This window comes from Pseudomonas sp. ADAK21, from assembly GCF_012935735.1.
Lineage (GTDB): Bacteria > Pseudomonadota > Gammaproteobacteria > Pseudomonadales > Pseudomonadaceae > Aquipseudomonas > Aquipseudomonas proteolytica.
In genome coordinates, this window is the sequence record NZ_CP052857.1 from 5,809,479 (window position 1) to 5,832,566 (window position 23,088).

A 23,088-nucleotide genomic window follows, 5' to 3' on the forward strand; every position below is an offset into this window, starting at 1 on the left:
TGAGAGGGATCTTATGATAGTCGCGAAACCGACATGGGCCGCTGATATCCAAGGGCTTTTCACCGCGCCTTACTGGATACCAACGGCAGATCGCGCCAACGTCGCAGGCTCGTGGGTGCGCTGCATGAACGCCTACGATGTGTTCCTGGAAGACCCCGACTCGGTCAAGGCCTGGTCCGAAACTATCTACCAGCACCTGGCGTCGCGCAACATGCCGTTGACCCTGGACGACCGGCAATTCTGGCCCATCGACGCCCTGGAAACCTTCCGGCAGTGGGTCAACCAGGGCTGGCGCCTGAACAGCTTTTCGCCATTCGACATTGCCGAGCGCATCCCGCCTCCAGACCTGCCGCACCCGGTCAAGCGCGTGCGCCAGGACATCCGCGCGCTGAGCCAGGCGCAACTGGACCTGTACCGTGCGCGGCTCGACGACGTGATGCAGATCGGCAACCCGGACAGTGGCTCGCCCTGGCAGCGCTATGCCTATATCCATACCAACTGGTGCCTGCATTACCAGGAAGCCTTTGCCTTGTGGCATCGCGCCTACCTGCTGTACCTGGAAGCCTTGATCGACTGCCCGATCCCCTACTGGGACTGGATGGCCGAGGACGCCAGTATCGATGGCAGCCCGCAGGCCGGCCTGCCCCAGGCCTTTCTCGATGAAACCTATGTGCACCCGCACAGCGGCGAAGTGCGGCGAAACCCATTGCGCTATGCGGCAGCCAAGGATGGCCGCTCGAAAGTCTGTGCCTCGGGCAATGTCGAGGGCCTGGACTGCCGCTTCGTGCAGCGCAACCCGTTGTTCTATACCCAGGGCGACCAGCAGCGCGTCAAGCGCACCCAGTTGTATGGCATGAGCCGGATTTTCCAGCAGCAGGTGGTGGATGCCTTGGCGTTCAAGACCTTCAGCCAGCCCCAGGGCGTGCCGGGGTATCCCTGGGCCAATATCACCGTGTTTGATCCACCGCAAAAGGACGAGCTGTACCCCAACCGCACGCTGAATTTCGATGGCCTGTTTGAACAGCCCCACGACAACTATCACGGCTGGATCGGCGGTGATATGGCCGATAACGCCTACACCGCGTTTGACCCGGTGTTCTGCTCCTACCACGCCAATATCGATCGCGTGCTGGAGATCTGGATCCGCGCCAACCCGGCGGCGCAGTACACCACCCAATGCCTGCTCCAGCCGTTTGCCGGCAGCCAGGCCGAGACCGTCACGTTCACCAGTGCCGATGCCTGGCGCTATACCACCCTGGGCGATATGGCCCAGGACAGCCGGCATATCGGCTATGACTACAGCGTGCCTGTCGCGCCGCCGTTTGGCGCACGACGCGCCAGCGCAAAAGCCTGCTGCCCGCACAGTGCCGCGCCTGCCCAGGATCCGGCGCAGGCCGGCGGCCCGTGGGTGGTGTTCGACCATGTGCGCTGCACCCACGATACCTACCTGATCGACGTTTTCCTCAACCAGCCCGACGCCACGCCCCAACAGGTCAACGCTGATAACCCGCACTACGTCGGGCGCTTCAGCCGCATCGGCATGGGGCTGGTGGATGACAAGGGGCGCTGCATTACCCACGGCGTCTGCCGCGCGCTCAATGCCGCGCGCAGTGCCTCGGCACTGCACCTCGGCCCCACGGACGCCGTGCAGTTGAGCCTGCTGGTTACCCATCTCGATAGTGGCCGGGTATTGGCGCCGCAAGAGTACGCGCCGCTGCCCGGCTTTATCGCCCAACTGGTGTGGGATGACCCGCGCCAGACCGTCGCCGACCCTCCCCCGAGTGCCGGTTGCTGCAGCATTTCTACCCCCCATGGAGATTTGTCATGAGCACGCCCTTCAAGCAATTCACCTCCCCCGCTGGGCAAGCGCCAAAGGACTACAACAAGCTGGGTCTGGAAGACCAGTTGCCACAATTCGAAACCGACTGGAACAACGACATAACCGGCTGGACCGAAGCGGCGATCATCGGCAACCCCTGGTCGGGCCTGTATGACGCGCCCCGCTCGGCCTATTACAACCCGCTGGTCGAAGGCTATGGCGACACCACCCTGCCGGCGATTACCTGGCAACCCTTTCCCAACCGGTTGTGGACCTTTTTCTACAACAACGGCACTGCGGTGATTCCACAACTGGGCAACAAGGCCATGACCCTGCAACAGGTCATGGAGCTGACCGACAACGGCCAGATCACCATCAACGGCACCCTGTACACCCTGTACGACCCGGACAAGAAAGGCACCCTGCTGCAACTGCCCGTAACCCGCTGCCCGACTATCGACTGGAACGGCAAATACAAAGACTTCTCGCCCTCGGGGCCACGGGGCTGGCTGGACGAATACTGCGAGTGGTCGATCGTGCGCGATACCAACGGCAACATGCGCAAGATCACCTTTACCAGTGAAAACCCGGCGTACTTCCTGGCCATGTGGCGCATCGATCCGAATGCCGTGCTGGGCTTGTATCGCGACTACATCGACCCGAATGTGCAACTGCAAGATCTCTACCTGCGCTACACCGCCGACTGCAAGACCGGCAAGGCCGGTGACCCGGTGATTGACCCGACCACTGGCCTGCCGGCCTACGACACCGTCAACAAGTGGAACGCCGGCACCGCCTGCACCCCCGGCCAGTTCGGCGGCGCGATGCACCTGACCTCTGGGCCCAACACCCTCAGCGCCGAGGTGTACCTGGCGGCGGCGGCCACGATCATGCGGCCCCTGAAAAGCAGCCAGAGCGCCCAGGCGCTGATCTGCTGCGCGCAATATGGGCAGAACTATCGCAACTCCGACCCGCATATCGGCTTTGCAGCCAACGGGGCGACGAATGATGGGGCCACCCCCAGCCGGATTTCCCTGACCAACCCCATCGCCCTGTACCTGCAACAGCCGACCAACTTCAATGCCTGGAAAGGCCCCCAAGGCCAGGATGTGAGCCAGTACTGGCGCATCACCCGCGGTACCGCCAAATCGGCGATCAACGGCTCCGACCAGATCCTGCAGGCGGTGTTCGAGGTACCGGAAAGTGCCGGGTTCTCGATCAACGACATCACCATCAATGGCCAGGCGGTGAACTATGTGTGGGTGATTGCCCAGCAATTGCTGGTGGGCCTGAGTGTCACCACCATGCCGAGCACCGCGCAGCAGCAATCGCCTTGCGTGCAGGATCGGGTCAATGGCCTGCAGCCCTGGCCGGTGCAGTTGTTGCCGCTGGACCTGTTCTACGGCCAGTCGCCCACCGACCTGCCGGCCTGGCTAGCCCCAGGTACCAGCGGGCAATTCGCGCTGGTGGTACAAGGCGCGGACCTCAAGACCACCGCCGCCACCGCACGGATCCAGTTCAACAACCCCGGGGTCACGGCGCAGGTCACGCAGTTCCTGCCCGACGCCTCGGCCATTCCCGGCCAGACCAATGCGGGCGGTACCCAGGGTTACATCATGACCATCACCGTCGCGGCGAACGCGGCGCCGGGACTGGTGACAGTGCGCGCGCTCAATCCGGGCGAGGCGGATAACGTCAGCGCGGCGGACCACCCTTGGGAGTCCGGGCTGGCGCTGGTGCCATCCACTTAAGGGCCTACACCGACCTCTGTAGGAGCTGGCTTGCCAGCGAAAATCCTCAACGATAACGCGGGGTATCTGATGCCCAGCGGTGCTCTCAGGTTTTTCGCCGGCAAGCCGGCTCCTACAGAACGGTTACTGGCTTCACCTTCATGCAAGGAGCGCGATGATGTACAGATTTCGCTTACGTGGTCTGCTGCTGGTCAGCACGCTGCTGTCGCTGTTTCTCCTGCCCACGGCCCAGGCATCGGATGCCGATACCTGCGTCCAGCAGCAGTTGGTGTTCGACCCCAACAGCGGCGGTTTTCTACCCGTCAACAATTTCAACACCACTGGCCAGAGCTTCATGAACTGTTTTGGCTGGCAGCTGTTTATTGCCCTGAACTGGCCCGTGGATCCCGGATGGCCAGCCAATGCAGCCCTCGCGGGCGAGCCGAACCGCAAGATCAGCATGGCGCAATTTGGCGTGCCCCAGGTCGCCGGGCAACCCATGACCACCGCGCCGGTGTGGGCAAGCTTTAAAGACGCTAACGATATATTCCTGCCCGGCGCCCGACCGCCCACAGGCTGGGGCGTGCAGACATTGGTGCCGTCCAATTGCAGCAGCGAGGGCAGCCTCAAAGCGCTGTCGGTGGGGGCGCGCAAGTTCATGAACGCCACCTCGGAAAGCGCGACCAACGCCAAGCATCGCTTCCACTTGTCCAGCGGCACCCTGGCTTCGATTCCCGACCCAATCATGGAAGCCGCCGGCGGCTGGCTGACGGACCAGACCGGCAACCTGGTGTATTTCGAGCGCAAGGTGGGCAAGGCCGAGTTTGACTATATCGTCAAGTACGGGCTGTACGATGCCGCCAATCAAATGGTCGTTGCACAAAACAGCGATGGCAATCATCCGGCCGGGCTGTCCCTGCCCGCCGGCGAGCTGATGCGCTCGATGCCGGCACAGCCCCTGCCCCAGGAACAACTGGGTGCCCTGGAACTCAAGGCCGCCTGGCGTATCCTCACCGGCAAGCCCCAGCTCTACGGGCGCTACCTGACCACCGTGGCCTGGCTCAAGAACCCCGCCACCCTGCAGTGCACCCAACAGGTGGTGGGCCTGGTGGGCCTGCATATCATCAACAAGACCCAGAGTTCACCGAACTTTATCTGGACCACCTTCGAGCAAGTAGACAACGTACAAGAGCCAGGCCAGGTGCCCGCGCAACAGACACCGCCTGACGGTTTTACCTTCTACAACCCCAATTGCACCGGTGGCCCTGACGTGTGCACGCCCAACGTGGCCCGTATCCAGTGCCAGCAGCACCACCCTGATCGCGAATGCACCGAACCCTATCCACGCAACCAGCCGGTGCAGACCACCCGCGAACACCCCTTGCCTTCGGACATGCAGGCGCTCAACGGCGCCGTGCAGGCCAGCTTCGCCCAGCAGACCAACGGCCAGTCGGTGTTCCAGTACTACAAGCTAGTCAATGTGCTGTGGATCACCGCCCCGACCGCACCGGACCCGGAGCCGGGCGCGGGTGCGAAGGTGCCCCTGTCCTATGGCGCCTTTATCAGCGATAGCAACGTACCGGTGGCCAATACCACCATGGAGACCTACGTCCAGAGCATGGACTGCAATGCCTGCCATCAGCAGGCGACGATTGCCGGCAGCAGCAGCCTGGCCTCGGACTTCTCGTTCCTGTTCAACAACGCCGATTCGGCCAAGCAAAAAAGCCTGATCAAACGCGTAAATGCCTTCGAAACCCTCAAGGATGGCCCACCATGAAACGCTCCCTTGCAACCCTGCTGCTTGCGCTATCGATGGCCCTCGCGCAGCTGGCCGTTGCCCATTCCCCCCATGAACTGCACGCGGTCAGCAACGGCGCCGATGCCGATGCGCCGGGCAACCACGGCATGTTCATGGTCGGCTCGCAGACCCTGTTCCTGGTGCACATGCCAATGTTCACCACGGAAAAGCACATGTACCAGATCGTGCTACAGGCCAGCCTGCCCGCAGACGTAATGGCCAAGTACCAGGCCCTGCGCGCGGCCAATCCGAGCAAGCCGTACAACCTGATCAACGTCGACGACGACACGTTCACCCTGCCCCAGCTCAAGGCCGGTGAAGTGACCTCGTTCAAGGCGACGATCTTTGACGGCTACTCCAACGATGGCGGCGGCACACCGGGGCCGGTGCTGTTTGACAACGTACCCGTGACGGTCGAGGCGGTGGTGATCTACCGGCCGTTCAACCTGGGCATCGACCGGCCGAAACAGCTGGTCTACACCCTGTTTGGCCGGGGCACAGAGGCGCACTTGACGCACTACATCGCCCAGGATCCGGACTTCCAGGAAATCATCACCCTGCCCGGCCCGCCAGCGCCGTTTTCGGCGGCGCAACTGGTGTCTACGGTGGATTTAAACTTCACCACCGTGCAGTCACTGCCGATTGTCTGCCAGTCGCCGCTCAAGCCTGGGGTTTATCCGACGTTGCTGGAGGGGCGCGCAGATGCGCCGGTGGCGCTGGACCTGGGGCCAGCGGCGCAACGCGTGTGGTATTCGACGGGGAATCTGTTGAACAAGAACGATCCTTGCCAGCGCTAGGATAGGTCTAAAGCGGGCGCGGCTCCATGTAGGACCCGACTCAATGTGGCGTATCTGGATGATCCGGTGTTCTGTCGGATCATCCGGCAAATGCAGCAATAAACCGCAATCAATAGGAATGTGCCGGAAGATTTGCCAGAATGCGCGACTTAGAAACATTCGCATTCGCAGGAAATTCCCATGCACGCCCACTCTTCGCTCCCCACAGCGCGTCGCATCCTCGCCGTCGAGGATGACCCGGTGCTTGCCGCCCATCTGGACAGCCACCTGGGCCAACGCGGCTTCGATGTCACGTTGCGCCAGAACGGGGGTGAAATCGTCGAACTGGTGCGCGCCCAACCTTTCGACCTGATCCTGATGGATATCATGCTGCCGGGCAGCAGCGGCCTGGAGGTGCTGGCGCAACTGCGCCGGCATCAGCGGGTGCCGGTGATCCTGATGTCGGCCCTTGGCGCCGAGCAGGACCGCATCACCGGTTTCAGCCAGGGCGCCGACGATTACCTGCCCAAGCCGTTCAGCATGCTGGAAATGGATGTGCGCATCGACGCGATCCTGCGCCGCGTGGCCTATGAACACGAGGTGCCGGGCACGGCGCGCAATGAAGACCCGCAACTGACATTCGACGAACAGCGCACCGATGTCAGCCTCAATGGGCAGTGGGCCGACCTGACCACCACCGAGTATCGGGTGCTGGAAACCCTGGTGGCCCATGTCGATGAGGTGCTGACCAAGGCGTTCCTGTACCAGCAGGTGATGCACCGTGCCTATTCCCGGCATGATCGCAGCCTGGACATGCATGTCAGCCGCATCCGCCGCAAGTTGCAGGCCATCGGCTACACCGCCGGGCGCGTGGAGACGGTCAGGAGTACCGGCTACATCCTGACCCGGCTGGCGCCATGAGGCTGCCCAACCGTCATTCGCTGTTGTGGAAACTGATCGGCCTGCTGGCGGTGCTGTGCCTGTTGGTGGTCAGCCTGCAGGTGGATGTGAGCCAGCGTATCCAGGAAGCCACTGCGCGCTTGCCCGCGCCCACCCGGCAGATTCTTACCGATTATGCGCAGCAGGCCGAAGCCGCCTGGCGTGAGCGCGGCGCGGCAGGCGTCGACGAGTTCCTGAACACCTTGCGCGCCCGGGAGCAGGTGTGGGCGGTGGTGGTGGATGACCACCATTCGCTGTCTTCCCAGGCGCTGACCACGCTTGAGCGGCGCAAGTTGGATTTCGTGCGCCGGATCGACTGGCCGGTGGGGCGCCCCGGTGGCCGGCCGACGTTTTATATCCCGTTCAGCGATGGCCAATCGCGGCTGGTGATGGAGTTGCCCTTGCACCTGGACCCGCGCAAGGACAATGGCCGCTGGAACATCCTCCTGCAACACGTCCTGCCGGCCTCACTGGCGCTGTTGTTCGGCGTGCTGTTGTACCGGGTGCTGATTTCGCCGCTGGTGATCCTGCGGCGCCAGGCCAATGCCCTGAGCGCCGGGGACCTGGCGTCACGGGTAGGAGCCCAGGTGACGCGCCGTCGCGATGAGTTGGGTGAATTGGCCCGGGCCTTCGATCATATGGCCGAGCGCCTGGAGAGCACGGTGGTGCTGCAACGGCGCTTGCTGCGGGACTTGTCCCACGAACTGCGCACGCCCTTGAGCCGGCTGCGGGTGGCCGGCGAGCGCGAGCCCGATCCGGGCGCCCTGCGCCAACGCCTGGAGCGCGAAGTGCAAGGCATGGAACGCCTGATCGGCAACACCCTGGAGCTGGTCTGGCTGGATACCGAACGCCCATCCATGCCGGTGGAAGCGGTGGAGATGGAGCCGTTGTGGGACCTGTTGCGCGAAGACGCCTGCTTTGAAAGCGGCTGGTCAAGCGAGCGCCTGCCCTGCGAGCTGCCCGCAGGCGTCTGGGTGCTGGGCAACCTCAATGGCCTGGCCCAGGCCCTGGAAAATATCCTGCGCAATGCCATCCGCCACTCCCCCGAACAGGGCGTGGTGCGCTTGACCGGTAAGCTTGAGGGCGATTTCTGGCACCTGTGCATCCAGGACCAAGGCCCGGGCATCGAGCCCGACAAGCTGGAGCAGATCTTCCTGCCGTTCACCCGCCTCAATGCCGCCCGCCCGGGCGGTGACGGTTATGGCCTGGGCTTGTCGATTGCACGCAGCATCGTGCAGTTGCAAGGCGGTCAGTTATGGGCGCAGAACACCACGCCCGGGCTGAGCCTGCATCTGCGCCTCAAAGTGTATAAGTTGTAAATTGCGTTTACTCCCATATGAGAATCACTAGCATTCGAGCCCTGAATTACTTGTGACCCACTCAATCTAGGTGGGATTGGCTTGTGTGGGAGCTGGCTTGCCTGCGATGGCATCACCTCAAAATTACCTGATAGACCGAGGCGTCTGCATCGCAGGCAAGCCAGCTCCCACAGGTCTAACGCTGATGAGCCCTCTATGAAAAGCAAATCTCCTGCCTGGCCGACTCTCTCGCGGATTGTCGCCGCGCTGATCGGCGGCTACCTGTTTACCTATGCGTTTACCGCCGCCCTGGCGCGCCTGTTGCCCATGGACAAGGTCGACGCGCTGGTGGTCGCCAGCCTGCCCTCCTTCCTGATCTATACCCTGGCGATTCTCTGGGCCTTCGCCTGTCGCAACGCCTGGCGCGCCTGGGCCGGGATGGCCCTGGCGCTGCCATTGGCCGCCATCGGCTTCTGGCCACAATGGCGCGAGGTGCTGGGATGAAACACAAGACCCTGACCCAATCCATGGCCTGGCTGCACACCTGGAGCGGGCTGATTTTTGGCTGGTTGCTGTTTGCGATCTTCCTGACCGGCACCCTGGCGGTGTTCGACAAGGAAATCGACGGCTGGATGCGCCCGGAAATCCCCGCCACCAGCCTGTCGCAAAGCGCCGCCGCGCAACAGGCCCTCGGTTATCTGGCGCGCCAGCATCCCGAGGCGAAGACCTGGAACATCGGCTTGCCTGGCGAGCGTTCCGACACCCTGACGGTATCGGCCGGCGAACAACGCCGTGGCGGCGGCACCGCGCTCGACCCGCGCACCGGCGAGCCCCTGGCCGTGCGCGAAACGGCCGGTGGCGGGTTCTTCTTCCGCTTCCACTTCACCCTCAACCTGCCCCGTGACCTGGGGATCTGGACCGTCGGGCTGGCCGCCATGGCGATGCTGGTGGCGCTGATCAGCGGGATTGTGATTCACAAGAAGTTCTTCAAGGACTTCTTCACCTTCCGTCCCGCCAAGGGCCAGCGTTCGTGGCTGGATGCGCATAATGCGACGGCAGTGCTGGTACTGCCCTTTCACCTGATGATCACCTATACCGGGCTGGTGATTTTCTACCTGATCTACATGCCGGCGGCGGTGGATGCACTGTTCGATGGCGATCGCGACAACCTGGGCCGCGCCCTGCGGGGTGCGCCCGCCGAACAGCAGGTGCGCGGCGAACGCCCCACGCGCAGCGAGGCGGCCGAGTTGACCGCGCTTGAGCCCCTGCTGGCCGAGGCCGAGCGAGCCATGGGGCCGGTGTCCAGTCTGTCGATCCACAACCCAGGACGCAGCAACGCGCGGATCGAGGCGCGCCCGGTGCTGGGCAATCGCATCGAACTGACCAAGGGCCAGAGCATGCTGTTTGACGGGGTCAGCGGTGAAGTCCTGCGCCAACCCGCCGTCAGCCGGCCAAGCCTGCTGACCCAAAAGGTCATGGCCGGCCTGCACTTTGCCCAGTTTGGTGGCTACTCCATGCGCTGGCTGTACTTTGTCTGCGGCCTGGCCAGTTGCGCGATGCTCGCGACCGGGGTGGTGCTGTTTACCGTCAAGCGCCGTCGGCGCCACGATGGCGAAGGGGCTGTGGGCGCCCTGCTCTACCACATCGCCGAACGCCTGAATGTGGCCGTGGTGGCCGGGTTGATGGTGGCGTGCGTGGCCTTCCTGTGGGCCAACCGCTTGCTGCCGGTGGAACTGGCCCAGCGCGGTGGCTGGGAGGTGCGGGTGTTTTTCCTGGTGTGGTTGCTGAGCCTGGGCCACGCGATCATCCGCCCCTGGCGCAGTGCCTGGCGCGAGCAACTGGGCCTGGCCGCCGCCCTGTGTATCAGCCTGCCGGCCCTGAGCCTGCTGGGGGAAAGCCTGGGTGATTACCTCTATCTGGAATTGACCAGCGTCGCCCTCGGCCTGCTGCTGGCCTGGCCGTGCTGGAAGCTGTACCAGGCGCCCAAGGAGCGCGCCCCACGGCGCGTGGGCAAGCAACCTGTAGCGCAGGTCAACTGAGATGGCATTGATAGTCGCCTTGTTGCTGGCCTGCGGTGGAATGCTGGGCTTATGCCTAGGTTTGGAACGGCACTACAAACAGCTCTGGCACCGCCTGCCCTCGCCCATGCTGCGGCGTGGCTTGCGGGGGATGGGCTGGGTGCTGCTGGCGGCCAGCTTTGCCGTGAGTGTGCAGGTGTGGGGCTGGGCCATGGGGCCAGTGGCGTGGTTTGGCTTGATTTCGCTGGCGGGGCTTAGCGTGGCGTTTCTGTTGCCCTACAGCGCCCGCTGAGTGGCGGCTGGCCGGTTGTTGTAGTCATATGTGGCGAGGGGGCTTGCCGGACCGCCGTATCGCCCCCGCGGGGCTGCGCAGCAGCCCCAGTAAGTCTCACCTAGGTCTATCAGATAGACCGAGATAGCAGGTTCTAGGGCTGCTGCGCAGCCCAACGGGGGACAAGCCCCCTCGCCACGACAGAGGCCCCATCATCACAATAAGGTTCCTGGCGAGGGCTCTCAGGCCGCCTGGATCTCGCGCTTGAGGCTGTCCATATCGATCACGAAGCGGTATTTCACATCGCCCTTGAGCATGCGCTCATAGGATTCGTTGATGCCCTGGATATCAATCATCTCGATCTCTGAGACGATGCCGTGCCGCGCGCAGAAGTCCAGCATGTCCTGGGTCTCCTGGATGCCACCTATCAATGAGCCGGCCAGGCTGCGGCGCTTGAAGATCAGGTTGAATACCGTGGGCGATGGGTGCGGGCTGTCCGGTGCGCCCACCAGGGTCATGGTGCCGTCGCGCTTGAGCAGGTTGAGGAACGCGTCCAGGTCATGGGGCGCGGCCACGGTATTGAGGATGAAGTCCAGGCTGTTGGCGACCTTGGCCATTTCGTCCGGGTTCTTCGACACCACCACTTCGTCGGCCCCGAGGCGCAGGCCGTCTTCGCGCTTGTTCGGCGAGGTGGTGAACAACACCACGTGGGCGCCCATGGCATGGGCGATTTTCACCGCCATATGCCCCAGGCCACCGAGGCCGACCACGCCGACCTTCTGCCCAGGCCCGACCTTCCAGTGGTGCAGCGGCGAATAGGTGGTGATGCCGGCACACAACAGCGGCGCCACGGCCGCCAGTTGCGCCTCGTCGTGGGAGATGCGCAGGACGAACTTCTCCTTGACCACGATGTTGTCCGAGTAGCCGCCAAAGGTGTTCTCGCCACCAAACACCGGACCGTTGTAGGTGCCGGTAAAGCCGCTCTCGCAGTACTGCTCCTCGCCCTCGGCGCAGGATTCGCAGTGCTGGCAGCTGTCGACCATACAACCGACGCCAGCCAGGTCGCCGACCTTGAAGCGGCTGACATTGGCCCCCACCGCTGTCACCCGGCCAACAATTTCATGGCCCGGCACCGACGGATAGAGGGTGTTGTTCCACTCGTTGCGTACCGTGTGCAAGTCGGAGTGGCACACCCCGCAATAGAGGATATCGATCTGTACATCGTCAGCACCGGGGGCACGGCGCTCGAAGGTAAACGGTTTGAGGGCATCCTTGGCGTCACGGGCGGCGTAGCTGTAAGTCTTGGCCATTGCGGTCACCTGTTTGCATCGACATTGAAGGTCAGTTGACCAGCATAGCCGCCCCACCGTTCAACCGAAGTCAATCGGCGGTAATCCAGACAAACACCTACCCGCTGTGGGAGCGGGCTTGCCCGCGATAGCGGTGGGTCAGTACCGAATGCTGCCACTGCTACACCGCTATCGCGGGCAAGCCCGCTCCTACAGGTCAGTGAACCACCGCCCGGGTTACCAAAAAGCTCAACAACTGCGGTTCGTCATCCAGTTCAATGGCCTGCACCGGGCGCGGCAGGTTGTCCAGCACACTGCGCCAGAACGCCTGGGAGGCTTCGTCCTGGTCGTAGAAACGCACCAACCAGTCAGCCTCGCCGCTGGTCAATACCTGGGAGGCCACGGCACGGCCCAGGCCTTTGCGTCGATAACGCTTGAGGATAAACAGGTCCGCCAGCTCCAGCGCGTTGATCCCCGGCAGCTCGCTGCGCTCGATCAGCAGGAATCCGGCGATGTAGCCGTCCACCAACAGCAGATTGGCGCTCCACTGCGGCTCTTGCCAGTAGCGCGCCAGATGTTCTTCATGGATGTAGAAGCGGCCGTCCTGCTCGACATCTTCCTGTTCCCAATCCGAGGATTCATAGGCATAAAACTGGTAGAGGTTGCAGATCAGTTCGGCCTGTTCCGGGCCGGTTTGGATCAGTTCGACAGTGGTGTCACTCATGGCGGGGCTCACGCGGGCGGGGCGCCACAGTAGCGAAGGCCGGCGCCCCAGGCAAGCCGCTAGGCTTGCTGCTTGAGCTGGGGCAGCGCGCCCAACCACTGCTCCAGTTCGCGATGCACCTGGGGCGCCAGCAACTGCCGATCTGCCATCCATTCGTCGTTGAACACCGTATCGAGGTATTTTTCGCCGCCATCACACACCAGCGCCACGATCACGCTATGGGCCGGCGCGTGCCGTGCCTCGCGCAGGGCCTGGTAGATAACTCCGCCTGCCGAACCGCCCAGCAGCAGGCCGTAATGCCGGGCCAGGTAGCGCGCGGTTTCAAAGGCCTGGGCATCACTGACGGTAAGACCTTTGTCGATCAGTGCGTAGTCGACCACGGCACCGATTTCTGCGCCTTGTGGGGTGCCGGTGCCGGACTGGTGATACGGCGCACCGGGGCCGCCGAAGATCACCGAGCCGCAGGGTTCGACACCGATCACTTGCAGGCTGTGGGCATGGCGTTTCAAGGCGCGCGCGGTGCCGCACAGCGAGCCACCGGTGCCCACGGCGCCCACCAGGTAGTGGATTTCATCGCCAAGCACCGCGCGCAGTTCCTCGGCCAGTTGCGTGTAGCCGTTGGCATTGGCCGGGTTGTGATGCTGGCGGGTCCAGTAGGCGCCCTGCTCGCTGGCGATGCGCTCGGCCGTGGCATCGCGGTCGGCGGTGGCCAGCCCGCCACCGGGGTCGCCGACCCGCACCAGTTGCGCACCAAAGGCTTGCATCGCAAGCAGTTTGTCGGGGCTGGCGTGTTCGTCGACCACCGCAGTGAAGCGGTAACCTCGCTCGGCAGCCAGCAACGCCAGGCCCAACCCGGTGTTGCCCGAGGTCGACTCGACAATCCGCCCACCCGGCTTGAGCTGCCCCGAGGCCTGCGCCTCGTCGAGCATCTGCCGGGCCATGCGGATCTTGGCGGTGCCGGTGGGGTTGAATTGCTCCAGTTTAAGCAGCACGCAGCTGCCGTTTTCGGTGACGCACAATTTGAGCAGCGGCGTATCGCCGATCAGCTCGGACAGGCAAGTGTTGATCATGGCAACCTCTGGGCAGTATGAAAAACCGGCGCGGCGCTTATCCGGCCAGGGCCGTGACGGCGCGTTGCAGGCTGGCGAGAAACGCCTGGTTTTCGTGGGCCAGGCCCAGGGACACGCGGATGAAACCGCTGTACCCAGGCTCGCGCCAGGCCTTGACGATGATCCCGTCCTTGAGCAGTTCGTCGACCACTTCCAGGGCGTTGCAGGCGGTATCGATAAACAGGAAATTGGCCTGGGACGGCGCCACACGAAACCCCGCAGCCTGCAACCCTTCAGTCAGGCGTCGGCGCTCGCTGGCGACAAACTCGCGGCTGCGCTTCACATGGTGCGGGTCGAGCCAGGCGGCCTTGGCCGCCTCTTGGGCCGCTTGATTGACGTTGTACGGCGTGCGCACCCGGTGCAGCGCATCGATGAGGCTGGGGTGCGAAGCGATGCCATAACCGATCCGCAGCCCCGCCAACCCATACGCCTTGGAGAACGTGCGCAGGATGATCCACGGCCGCGACTGTGCGCCGAGGATCACCAGGGCATCGGCGCCGTCCTCGACGAACTCGAAGTACGCCTCATCGATCACCAGCAAGGTGTCGGGATGGGCGGCGGCAATCAGGGCCGTCAGCTCGGCACTGGACAGCGCCGTGCCCACCGGATTGCAGGGGGTGCTGAGCATCAACAGCTTGGCCGGTTGCTTGAGCGCCGTGCTCCAGGCGTGCAGGTTGACGCTGAAGTCCGGGTTGAGCGGCACCTTGTCCACCGTCGCGCCCATCATCAGCGGCAGGCTTTCATGCAGGCTGAAACAGGGTTGCTGGGTGACTACCCGGTCCTGGGGATCAAGCAGCGCCAGGCACAACAGCTCGAGGATGTTTTCTGAGCCATTGCCGAGGATCAGCCTGGCGGGATCCACATCCAAATGCCCGCCGATCAGTTGCCGCAGCGCACGGCCTGTGGGGTCGGGGTAGCGCGCAAGCCCTGCCCCGCCCTGTTGCGCAAGCATTGCCGCGGCTGCCGGCGACATGCCCAGCGGGTTTTCGCAGTTGGACAGTTTGGTCACCGTGGGCGTACCCAACTGACGTGGATCGGCGCCCGGATCATACAGGGGCAAGCGCCGCACACTGGGCCGCACCAGCGCCTCAATGCGCTGTGCGGGGTTGTCTTGATGCATGGAACACCTCCTTGTTATGACAGTGCGATGGCGCCCGCGCGGTCCAGCGCCTTGAGTTGCCGTTCAAACGAGACGATCAGCAGCAACGCCGTGGCCGCCAGGCCAATCGCCAAACCGGCCCATACGCCAAAGATTCCGTAAGGGCTGACAATGCCCAGCAACCAGGCAGCGGGCAGGCCCACCAGCCAGTAGCCGAACAGTGAAATCCGCAGCGGCCCCACCGTATCGCCAATGCCGCGCAGGATGCCGTTGCCGATGTTCTGGCTGGCGTCGAACACCTGCAGGACGATGGCGATCAACAAACCGGTGGTCGCCAGGCGCACGGCATCCAGGTTGTTGGCGTGTTCGGTGCTGATAAACAGGCCGATCACCTGTTCGGGCAGCAGCGCGTAGGGAATCGCAAACAGCAGCATCACCAGCACCCCGAGGCCCAGCCCCAGGCGCCCCAGTTGCCGGGCGCGCTGATACTGCCCGGTGCCGCAGGCCTCGCTGATATGGATGGAAGCGGCATGGGAGATCCCCGCCGAGAACATGAACACGATGTAGATGATCTGGTTGAGCACCGTCTGCGCCGCCAGCGCTTCCATGCCCAGGGTGCCGATCAGCAAGGTCAGCACGCTGAAGAACCCAGCCTCGCTGGCGTAGGTCCCGGCAATCGGCAGGCCGAGCTTCCACACGGCCTTGAGCGCGTCCGGCGAAAAGCGCAAGTGCGCAAGCGTGAAGTAACCGGCCAGGCGCCGATGGGTCAGTACTACCGCGAGGAACATCAGGAACGACAGCAAGAACACCACCGCGCTGGTGATCGCCACCCCCGCCAGCCCATAGGCCGGCAGGCCCAGTTTGCCGAACACCAGTACGTAGTTCAGGGCCGCCGTGAGAACGATCGACACCAAGGTGATCGCCAGCAACGGGCCGGGGAATTTGAGGCCGACCGTGAAGTGGCGCAGCGCCTGGAACCACAGGCACGGCAACAGGCCAGGGGCAATAATCAATAGGAAGTCCATGGCACCGGCCACTACGCTGGCGTCCTGGCCGAGCCATGTCAGTGGTTGGCGCAACGCCAACAATACGCCCATAAACACCAGGCCACTGACGGTGGCCCAGAACAGGCCCGCCACCAGCAGCGCACGCACTTGAGCCTCATCGCCCCTTGCGTTGGCTTGCGCCACCAGGTTGCTGACGCCCGTGACCAGCCCGGTGCCGGTGGTGCGCAACTGGTTGAACAATGCGAGCGCCAGGCCACCGGCGGCCAACTCCTTGGCGCCCAGGGTGCCGAGCACCACGATATCGATGGTGGTCAGGGCCACATACGCCAGGTTGGTCAGGATCAGCGGCAGTGCCAGCAACAGCAGCGCCCGGCTGTCGGCGCGCCAGGCGCCGGGTTGTGCGGCATTCAGGCCGACCATAGCTGGACCCTCTGCCCACGGTTCTGCGCCAGCGCGCGATCGGCCATCAAGCGGCCGAGGGCGACATCGGTCACCACCATGCCGCTGTTGTAGGCAAACACCACATCATCGGGATGGCGCCGTGCGGGCGCCCGGCCCAGAAGGATATCCGGCAGTTCGGCGTCCACCTCAGGCAGGCTGCCATCGGCGGCCGCCAGATCGGCGCTGGTGACCTGCATTTGTGCGGTATCGGTGGCGATGCGGTAGTCGGCGCCGTGCAGCACGTCGGCATCGATGCCATAGCCCACCAGCACCGCCACGGCGCCAGGCTTGAGCCAGGCACGCTGTACTTGCTGGCGCGCCGAAAGCCCGGCCACGCCGAGGATGATATCGGCCTCGCCCGCCGCAGCCTGCAGGTCATCGACCACGATCACATCGCGCAGCGGGTAGTGTTTGTGCAGGTTTTCGCGCACCGCACGCAAGCCCTCGGCGTAGTGCCCGTAGACATACAAGCGCTCCAGGTCAGGCATGGCCGCCAGCAACATCGGCAAGGCGATCTGGCCTTGCACACCGGTACCCACCACCAGCGCCGTGCGAGCATCCGGGCACGCAGCCCTGGCCATCAGCGCCGAGGTCGCCGAGGTGCGCAGCGGGCCGAGCTTGACCACGTCCATCAGGGCAATCGGGTGGCCGGTGCGGTCATCACACAGGAAGATAAACGAGTGGAACTGATAGGCATCGCGGGTGCGCTGCGGATCGTGTTCGTACACCACCTTGAAGCCCACCGTGTGGCTGGCGCCATCGCGGCCGACCATCGAGTAGCTGATGGAGTGGCGGTCAGCCGGCTCGACAATGGTCTTGAGCGGGTTCTGCGAATCGCCGCTGCGCAAGGCCTTGTACGCCTGCTCGACCACCTGCAGGACTTCGCGGTAACTCACGCCCAGGTCTTCGAGCGCGGCCTGGGGGAGCACCCATAGATCGGCGGGGGCCGCGGCTTTTTTCAAACTGTTCACTCAAGACTCCTTGTGGAAGGGTTTGCACGCTCAAGCCAGGCTGTCCAGCTTCCAGCGCAGGTGTCGGTTACGCAGCTCCAGCACCACTTTGTGTGGCAAGGGGGCTTCGTGAAAGGGCGACTCGTTGGAGTCCATCTGATAGCCGGCGGTATTGAGGTAGATAAGCAAGTCACCCGCCTGGATCGGGTAATCGAAGGCGACCTTGCGCCAGGTCAGCATGTCTGACTCCAGGCAGGTGGCCCCGCCGATGCAGGCGACAAAGGGCGACCGCGCCCGCGGTGTGGCCGGCAGCAACAGTGGGTCGGGCAAAAATTCGCTGTTGAACCACTGCTCGGAGAGGTTGAAGCTGCTGCCCTGCACAGTGACCAGCGCATAGCCGTCGCTGGCGCTGCGGTCCTTGACACCCTGCACGCGGAACACGCTGATGCCGGCCTGGTCGAGCAAGGCGCGGCCGGGTTCGATGAGCAGCCGCACGCCGTATTCGATGACTTTTTGCGCCAGGCTCAGGCCGGGGCTGACGGGTGTGGCAAGGATGTCATCAAGGGCCTCGGCGCCGGCACGCGGCGCACCATAGGGGTAGAAACCGGCGAAGCCCTTGTCGCTGTGATAGCGCTCGGCGCAGTCCTCGGCCATAAAGGCCTGCCATTGCGCCGGGTCGACATAGCGCACGGCAAAACCACCGCCCAGGTTGACGGTGCGGCAATTGTCCAACTCACTGGCCAGGCACAGGTCGACCAGGTGGCTGGCGACTTGCGCACGCTGTTCGGTGTCGTAGCCGCCCAGGTGAAAAGAAAATCCTTGCAGGTCCAGGTTCGCGGCATGTTGGCGGCAGAACATCAAGGCCTGGTCGCACTCCCGCGCATTGAGGCCGAAACGGCTGTGGGGCTGGTTGCTGGGGCAATAACGCAGCAACAGATGCGCCCGTTGTCGCAGGGATTGGGCCAGTTGTTGGATACGCAGCAGTTCCTCCAGGGAGTCCACCGCCAACAGGCATTGATGGCTCAGGCTCAGCCCCAGCAATTGATCGCTCTTGCGCGGGCCGGACACGCCGATATCACTGCCGGCGACCCCGCCCGCCAGGGCCTTTTGCAGCTCACCGACGCTGGCTACATCCACGCCAATCGCACACTGGGCGCAGGCCTGGATAAAGCAGTTGGCCTTATTGGCCTTCTTCGCAAACAACAGGCTGCCGCGCGTCTGGGCCTGGGTAAAGCTGTGCTGGAAGGCTTCGACATTGGCGTGGAATACCTGCGGGCACAGCAGGTGCAGCGGCGAGCCGAGACCGTCAACCAGCTCGGTCAACGTGCCCGGATGCTGCTCAAGCAAGCGCTCGACCCACAGGTGGCGCAGGCCGGGCAATGAGCTGGAATAAGTCATGGTTCTAGAACTCGAACTTGGCCGAGAGGAATACTTCGCGCTCACGCCCTACATCCAGCCCGCCTTGATAGTAGGCACTGGCGTAGTAGTACTTGTTGGTCAGGTTCTTGCCGTGCAGGCGGTAGGTCACGGGGGTATCCGCCAGTTTCGAGCGGTAGCTGACACCGGCGTCGAGCAAGGTATAGCTGGGGATGTAGCCGCTGTTCTGCGCATCCACCGGGCGGCTGCCGACATAGCTGACGGTGCTGTCCAACGATAGACCGGGCACGGCGGCCACCCTATACAGGGCACCGACCGCGCCTTTCCACTTGGGCACGCTTTCGGTGCGTTTGCCTTCTACCGTGACGTCATCGACATCTTCCATGCGCGTGGACAGGTAAGCCGCATTGGCGGTGAGGGTCAGGGCATCGGTGACGCGGTTGGACAGGGTCAACTCGGCGCCACGGTGATGGTATTCGCCGTTGCTGACATAGGTGTTGCTGGTGTTCAGGTAACTGGCCCGGCGCCGGATATCGAACACCGCCAGGCCCAGGTTCAGGCGCTCATTGAGGTCCAGCTTCAGGCCCACCTCGTACTGCTTGGACTCGATGGCATCGGTGGGCTGGTTGGCGTTGCTCGCGTTGTAGGGGGCGTAGTCACCCTTTTCAAAGCCTTTGGAGTAGCTGACGTACGTCATCAGGCTGTCCCACGGCCGGTAGATCAGCGCGGCACTGGGCACGAACACGTTATGGCTTTGCGAGGGCGCGATGGCCGACAGTTCATCGGCGCGGTACCAGATATAACGCCCGCCGAGCATCACCTGGAATTGTTCGGTGAGGGAAATCAGGTCGCTGGCAAAAACCGAGGTTTCCTTGATGGAGGACACAAAGTCGGTGGGCCGCTCCGGGCCGAAATGCCACTTGGGCGGGTTGACCGGGTGCAGGATGTTGCCTACCGAGACGTCGCCGATGCCAATGCCCGCAGTGCCGCTGTCCACCGAATCCCAGAACGGGCTGACATCCTTGAACTGCTTGTAGCCGGTGCCAAAGAACACGTCGTGGTAGATGTTGCCGGTGGCGAACTTGCCGGCCAGGTAAGACTGCAGCGACCAGGTGCTGAACACTTCACCACGGGACACGTAAAAGTCGGCCGAGCCAATGTCCCCGTTGGGCTTGATCCCGAACAGATCGTTGTAGCCGCCATGGCGCTCGACCCGCGAGTAGTTGCCCTGGGTCACGGAGGTCCAGTTGTCATCCAGTTCGTACTCGAACTTGGCGTCGAGGTTGGCGCCTTCGGTCTGGTGACGGAACCAGGAGCCGGTCAGCAGATCCCGGCGATTGACCTTGGGCGGCAGTACATAGCTGGAGGGGTCCAGCGGGTTGGCCCGGCCACTCTGGTCGGCACGCAGCAACGGGTCGGAGACCGTGGATTTGCGTGACCAGTCGGCGTTCAGTTGCAACAGCGCACGGTCGCTCAAGCGAAAGTCGGTGGCCAGGCCGATAAACTTGCGCTCCATGTCGCGGGCGTGATCGAAGTCACCGTTTTTTTCGTAGCCGGCATTCAGGCGATAGCCAAAGGCGCCGTCGTTGAATGAGTCACTGGTATCAATCGCCACGTAGCGGCCGAGCAATGACGAGCCCTGTACGCTGACATTGAGCAGCGGCTCCAGGGTCGGGCGCTTGAGGATGTAGTTGATGGTGCCGCCCGGCGAGTTGAAGCCGTAGAGGAAACCCGACGGGCCCTTGAGCACATCGATGCGCTCGACGTTTTCCAGGGGCACATCGTGGTGCGGGGCCAGGGTCAGGCCGTCGCGGCGGATGGTGTTGAAGTTATCCATGGCAAAGCCGCGCAGGCGGAAGTTGTCAAAGCCGCTGCCGCCAGACGAGCTGAGCACCGAAGGGTCGAGGCTCAGCACATCCACGGCGGTGCGCGCGGAGCTGTCGGCGATGGTCTTGCTGGAATAGCTCTGGATGGCCAGGGGGATTTCCATGGCGTCCTTGGCGCCGAAACCACCGGCATTGACCTCCAGCGCCTTGTTCAGCGGCGCGCTGACTTGGGTGGCTTCAAGTTCGGTGACTGACTCTTCGCGTTCCTGCGCCGCTACGGGCACGCCGGGAAGCGAGGACAGCACGCCCGCCACTAACAATGTTGAAAACCGCGGAGCTATCCCGTGCAACTGGTTCATCTGCAATCCCTTGAGCCGAAAATAAACAAGCCGACCTCAGGCTTGGCGGCACATGAGAATCGTTATTGATAGATACAATATAACGTTTCTATTGAGCTGACAATCGCACGATCATTCAATACCGGTTTTCGCGTTGCACTTAAGGTCAGGCCTTTCCCGAATCAACTGAGATGACTGCCATGCCCGCCTACACCGCCATCAACTTTGCGCACAAATACAGCCTGTTCAGCGAGCAATGGACGCCCAAGGTCGTCGCACAGATGAACGACTACCAATTCAAGGTGGTAAAGATCGAGGGGGATTTTGTCTGGCACAGCCACGCGGATACCGATGAGACGTTTATCGTCCTCGATGGCGTGCTGCGTATTGATTTTCGCGATGGCGCGGTACAGATCGGCGCTGGCGAGATGTTCGTGGTGCCCAAGGGCGTGGAACACAAGCCGTATGCCGAGGGCGAGGTGAAATTGCTGCTGGTCGAGCCCTGTGGGGTGTTGAATACCGGCGATCAGGGCGGCGAGCGGACCATGCTCAATGATGTGTGGGTCTAGATCACCACATTGCGGATAAACCGCACCGCCACAGGCCCCTCATTGCGATAGGCATGGGGCTGGTGGCTGGGAAACATGAAGAACTCACCGGCGGCGATGATGGTTTCGACGTCGTCCACCACCAGGGTCAGGCTGCCTTCGAACACGAACAACTGTTCGCTCCAACCCTCCAGGTCGGGATCCGGGCAATAGCGGTCGCCCGGTTCCAGGCGCCACTCCCACAGCTCGACCTCGCGCCGGGCGGTGGCCTTGGCCAGTAATACGGCCTTGCTGCCCTCGATTTCGCCGGCCCAGGCCAGTTCGTTGATGCGGCTGTGGTCACGGGCGTCGGGCGCCTGGATCAGGTCGCTGAAGGCCACGTCCAGGGCTTCGGCCACGCGGTCGAGGGTGGACAGGCTGACGTTCTTTTCACCCGCCTCGATGGCCACCAACATGCGCCGGCTGACCCCGGATTTTTCCGCCAGGGCGGTCTGGCTCAGTTCGGCGGCGTGACGCAGGCGACGAACGTTCTGGCTGACGTGCTGCAGAACCGAAGCCCGTTGCGAATTTTCTTTGTGCACTATATTGCTCACTCGGTGGGTTTGCGCAGTATACTGCCCAGCTGCGGCGCATTGTGCGTTCCGCGCCCTTCCTGTGCAAGACCAGAGCCGCCATGACCACCTCGACCGCCTCCCCGCTGTTTTCCCGCTTCAGCAAAGCCGAATGCGTGCTGGTGCTGATCACCATGATCTGGGGCGGCACCTTTATCCTCGTGCAACACGCCATGACCGTCAGTGGGCCGATGTTCTTCGTCGGCCTGCGTTTTGCCGCGGCGGCGCTGGTGGTCGGCCTGTTTTCCCTGCGCAACCTGCGTGGCCTGACGCGATTCGAGCTCAAGGCCGGCGCGTTCATCGGCACGGCGATCATGTTTGGCTATGGCCTGCAAACCATTGGCCTGCAGACCATCCTCAGCAGCCAGTCAGCGTTTATCACCGCGCTCTACGTGCCGTTTGTGCCACTGCTGCAATGGCTGGTGCTGGGACGCCGTCCGGGGTTGATGCCGAGTATTGGCATTATGCTGGCCTTCGCCGGCTTGATGCTGCTGACGGGGCCGGCCGGCGCATCGCTGAATTTCAGCCCCGGCGAAATTGCCACCCTGATCGGCGCCATTGCGATTGCCGCCGAAATCATCCTGATCAGCGCCTATGCCGGCCAGGTGGATGTGCGCCGGGTGACGGTGGTGCAACTGGCTACTGCGTCGCTTCTTTCATTCCTGCTGGTAGTACCGACGGGCGAGGCATTACCGGACTTTTCATGGGTACTGCTGTTCAGCGCGGTGGGCCTGGGCCTGACCAGTGCGGTGATTCAACTGGCGATGAACTGGGCGCAGAAAAGCGTCTCGCCGACCCGCGCCACTCTGATCTATGCCGGTGAACCGGTATGGGCCGGGGTGATCGGGCGGATCGCCGGTGAGCGCTTCCCGCCGATTGCAATGCTTGGGGCGGTGTTGATTGTGGCGGCGGTGATTGTCAGCGAGATGAAAACCCGGCAACAGAAATCCAATGGTAGGAGCGAGCTTGCTCGCGAAGAGCGTTAACGATGACGCAGGTAAGCTGATACGCCGCAGCGCTCTGAGGTTTTTCGCGAGCAAGCTCGTTCCTACAGGGACAGATGGGCGTTTTCGGTCCATCTTGTAGGATCCTGCCACAGGTTGCCGTTTGGTAATCCGGT

At 63.2% G+C, this 23,088-nt stretch carries 20 protein-coding genes; 11 read left to right on the forward strand and 9 right to left on the reverse strand.

The features are described from left to right. Window positions 1-13 precede the first annotated feature (13 nt). The 9 genes from HKK57_RS26135 (at window position 14) to HKK57_RS26175 (ending at window position 10,670) form a co-directional block, all read left to right on the forward strand. Window positions 14-1,828, forward strand: coding sequence for a tyrosinase family protein (locus tag HKK57_RS26135; protein WP_154907371.1), 1,815 nt, complete (start codon window positions 14-16; stop codon window positions 1,826-1,828). Continuing rightward, entirely contained in the window at window positions 1,825-3,570 is a 1,746-nt protein-coding gene (locus tag HKK57_RS26140; RefSeq protein WP_154907370.1) for a hypothetical protein, read from the forward strand. The genes HKK57_RS26135 and HKK57_RS26140 overlap by 4 nt, the downstream gene beginning before the upstream one ends. Before the next feature lie 157 nt (window positions 3,571-3,727). Then, window positions 3,728-5,326: a hypothetical protein gene (locus tag HKK57_RS26145; RefSeq protein WP_169391116.1), complete on the forward strand. Its 1,599-nt coding sequence runs from the start codon at window positions 3,728-3,730 to the stop codon at window positions 5,324-5,326. Further along, the gene (locus tag HKK57_RS26150; RefSeq protein WP_169391117.1) at window positions 5,323-6,144 is read left to right on the forward strand and encodes a hypothetical protein; all 822 of its coding nucleotides are present in this window, start codon (window positions 5,323-5,325) and stop codon (window positions 6,142-6,144) included. The genes HKK57_RS26145 and HKK57_RS26150 overlap by 4 nt, the downstream gene beginning before the upstream one ends. Before the next feature lie 180 nt (window positions 6,145-6,324). After that, window positions 6,325-7,044, forward strand: a complete 720-nt coding sequence (locus HKK57_RS26155) for a response regulator transcription factor (RefSeq protein ID WP_029292988.1) — start codon at window positions 6,325-6,327, stop codon at window positions 7,042-7,044. Then, window positions 7,041-8,381 carry a sensor histidine kinase gene (locus tag HKK57_RS26160; protein WP_029292990.1) on the forward strand — a complete coding sequence of 447 codons (1,341 nt, stop codon included), beginning with the start codon at window positions 7,041-7,043 and terminating at the stop codon, window positions 8,379-8,381. Before HKK57_RS26155 ends, HKK57_RS26160 begins: the two co-directional genes overlap by 4 nt. A 195-nt stretch (window positions 8,382-8,576) precedes the next feature. Then, complete coding sequence (locus HKK57_RS26165) at window positions 8,577-8,864, forward strand: DUF3649 domain-containing protein (RefSeq protein WP_070995928.1); 288 nt, start codon at window positions 8,577-8,579, stop codon at window positions 8,862-8,864. Next, window positions 8,861-10,399, forward strand: a complete 1,539-nt coding sequence (locus HKK57_RS26170) for a PepSY-associated TM helix domain-containing protein (RefSeq protein ID WP_159907152.1) — start codon at window positions 8,861-8,863, stop codon at window positions 10,397-10,399. Before HKK57_RS26165 ends, HKK57_RS26170 begins: the two co-directional genes overlap by 4 nt. Window position 10,400: 1 nt before the next feature. Next, window positions 10,401-10,670 carry a DUF3325 domain-containing protein gene (locus HKK57_RS26175; protein WP_029292996.1) on the forward strand — a complete coding sequence of 90 codons (270 nt, stop codon included), beginning with the start codon at window positions 10,401-10,403 and terminating at the stop codon, window positions 10,668-10,670. 221 nt (window positions 10,671-10,891) lie between these two features. Here the strand turns inward: HKK57_RS26175 and HKK57_RS26180 are convergent, their stop codons facing one another. The 8 genes from HKK57_RS26180 to HKK57_RS26215 form a co-directional block, all read right to left on the reverse strand. After that, window positions 10,892-11,959, reverse strand: coding sequence for an NAD(P)-dependent alcohol dehydrogenase (locus tag HKK57_RS26180; protein ID WP_169391118.1), 1,068 nt, complete (start codon window positions 11,957-11,959; stop codon window positions 10,892-10,894). Between the two features lie 196 nt (window positions 11,960-12,155). Continuing rightward, on the reverse strand, window positions 12,156-12,662 hold the full coding sequence (locus tag HKK57_RS26185) for a GNAT family N-acetyltransferase (RefSeq protein ID WP_169391119.1): 507 nt from the start codon (window positions 12,660-12,662) through the stop codon (window positions 12,156-12,158). A 59-nt stretch (window positions 12,663-12,721) separates the two neighbouring features. Further along, the gene (locus tag HKK57_RS26190) at window positions 12,722-13,732 is read right to left on the reverse strand and encodes a PLP-dependent cysteine synthase family protein (protein WP_169391120.1); all 1,011 of its coding nucleotides are present in this window, start codon (window positions 13,730-13,732) and stop codon (window positions 12,722-12,724) included. Window positions 13,733-13,769: 37 nt separating this feature from the next. Next, complete coding sequence (hisC, locus tag HKK57_RS26195; protein WP_169391121.1) at window positions 13,770-14,891, reverse strand: histidinol-phosphate transaminase; 1,122 nt, start codon at window positions 14,889-14,891, stop codon at window positions 13,770-13,772. 14 nt (window positions 14,892-14,905) lie between these two features. Next, a complete protein-coding gene (locus HKK57_RS26200) occupies window positions 14,906-16,297 on the reverse strand; it encodes an MATE family efflux transporter (protein WP_169391122.1) in 1,392 nt (463 codons plus the stop codon). Continuing rightward, on the reverse strand, window positions 16,285-17,289 hold the full coding sequence (locus tag HKK57_RS26205; protein WP_201975822.1) for a hypothetical protein: 1,005 nt from the start codon (window positions 17,287-17,289) through the stop codon (window positions 16,285-16,287). The genes HKK57_RS26200 and HKK57_RS26205 overlap by 13 nt, the downstream gene beginning before the upstream one ends. A 30-nt stretch (window positions 17,290-17,319) precedes the next feature. Continuing rightward, a complete protein-coding gene (locus tag HKK57_RS26210) occupies window positions 17,320-18,666 on the reverse strand; it encodes an alanine racemase (RefSeq protein WP_029293010.1) in 1,347 nt (448 codons plus the stop codon). A gap of 4 nt (window positions 18,667-18,670) precedes the next feature. Continuing rightward, on the reverse strand, window positions 18,671-20,830 hold the full coding sequence (locus tag HKK57_RS26215) for a TonB-dependent siderophore receptor (RefSeq protein WP_081041736.1): 2,160 nt from the start codon (window positions 20,828-20,830) through the stop codon (window positions 18,671-18,673). 179 nt (window positions 20,831-21,009) lie between these two features. Here HKK57_RS26215 and HKK57_RS26220 point away from each other — a divergent pair, with 179 nt between their 5' ends. Next, window positions 21,010-21,378, forward strand: coding sequence for a cupin domain-containing protein (locus tag HKK57_RS26220; protein WP_029293013.1), 369 nt, complete (start codon window positions 21,010-21,012; stop codon window positions 21,376-21,378). On the opposite strand, the gene HKK57_RS26225 is transcribed toward HKK57_RS26220, so the two are convergent. Beyond that, window positions 21,375-21,938, reverse strand: a complete 564-nt coding sequence (locus HKK57_RS26225) for a helix-turn-helix domain-containing protein (protein WP_029293015.1) — start codon at window positions 21,936-21,938, stop codon at window positions 21,375-21,377. The genes HKK57_RS26220 and HKK57_RS26225 overlap by 4 nt on opposite strands. A gap of 92 nt (window positions 21,939-22,030) precedes the next feature. Between HKK57_RS26225 and HKK57_RS26230 the strand changes: the two genes are divergently transcribed. Then, window positions 22,031-22,954, forward strand: coding sequence for a DMT family transporter (locus HKK57_RS26230; RefSeq protein ID WP_104912094.1), 924 nt, complete (start codon window positions 22,031-22,033; stop codon window positions 22,952-22,954). Window positions 22,955-23,088 lie beyond the last annotated feature (134 nt).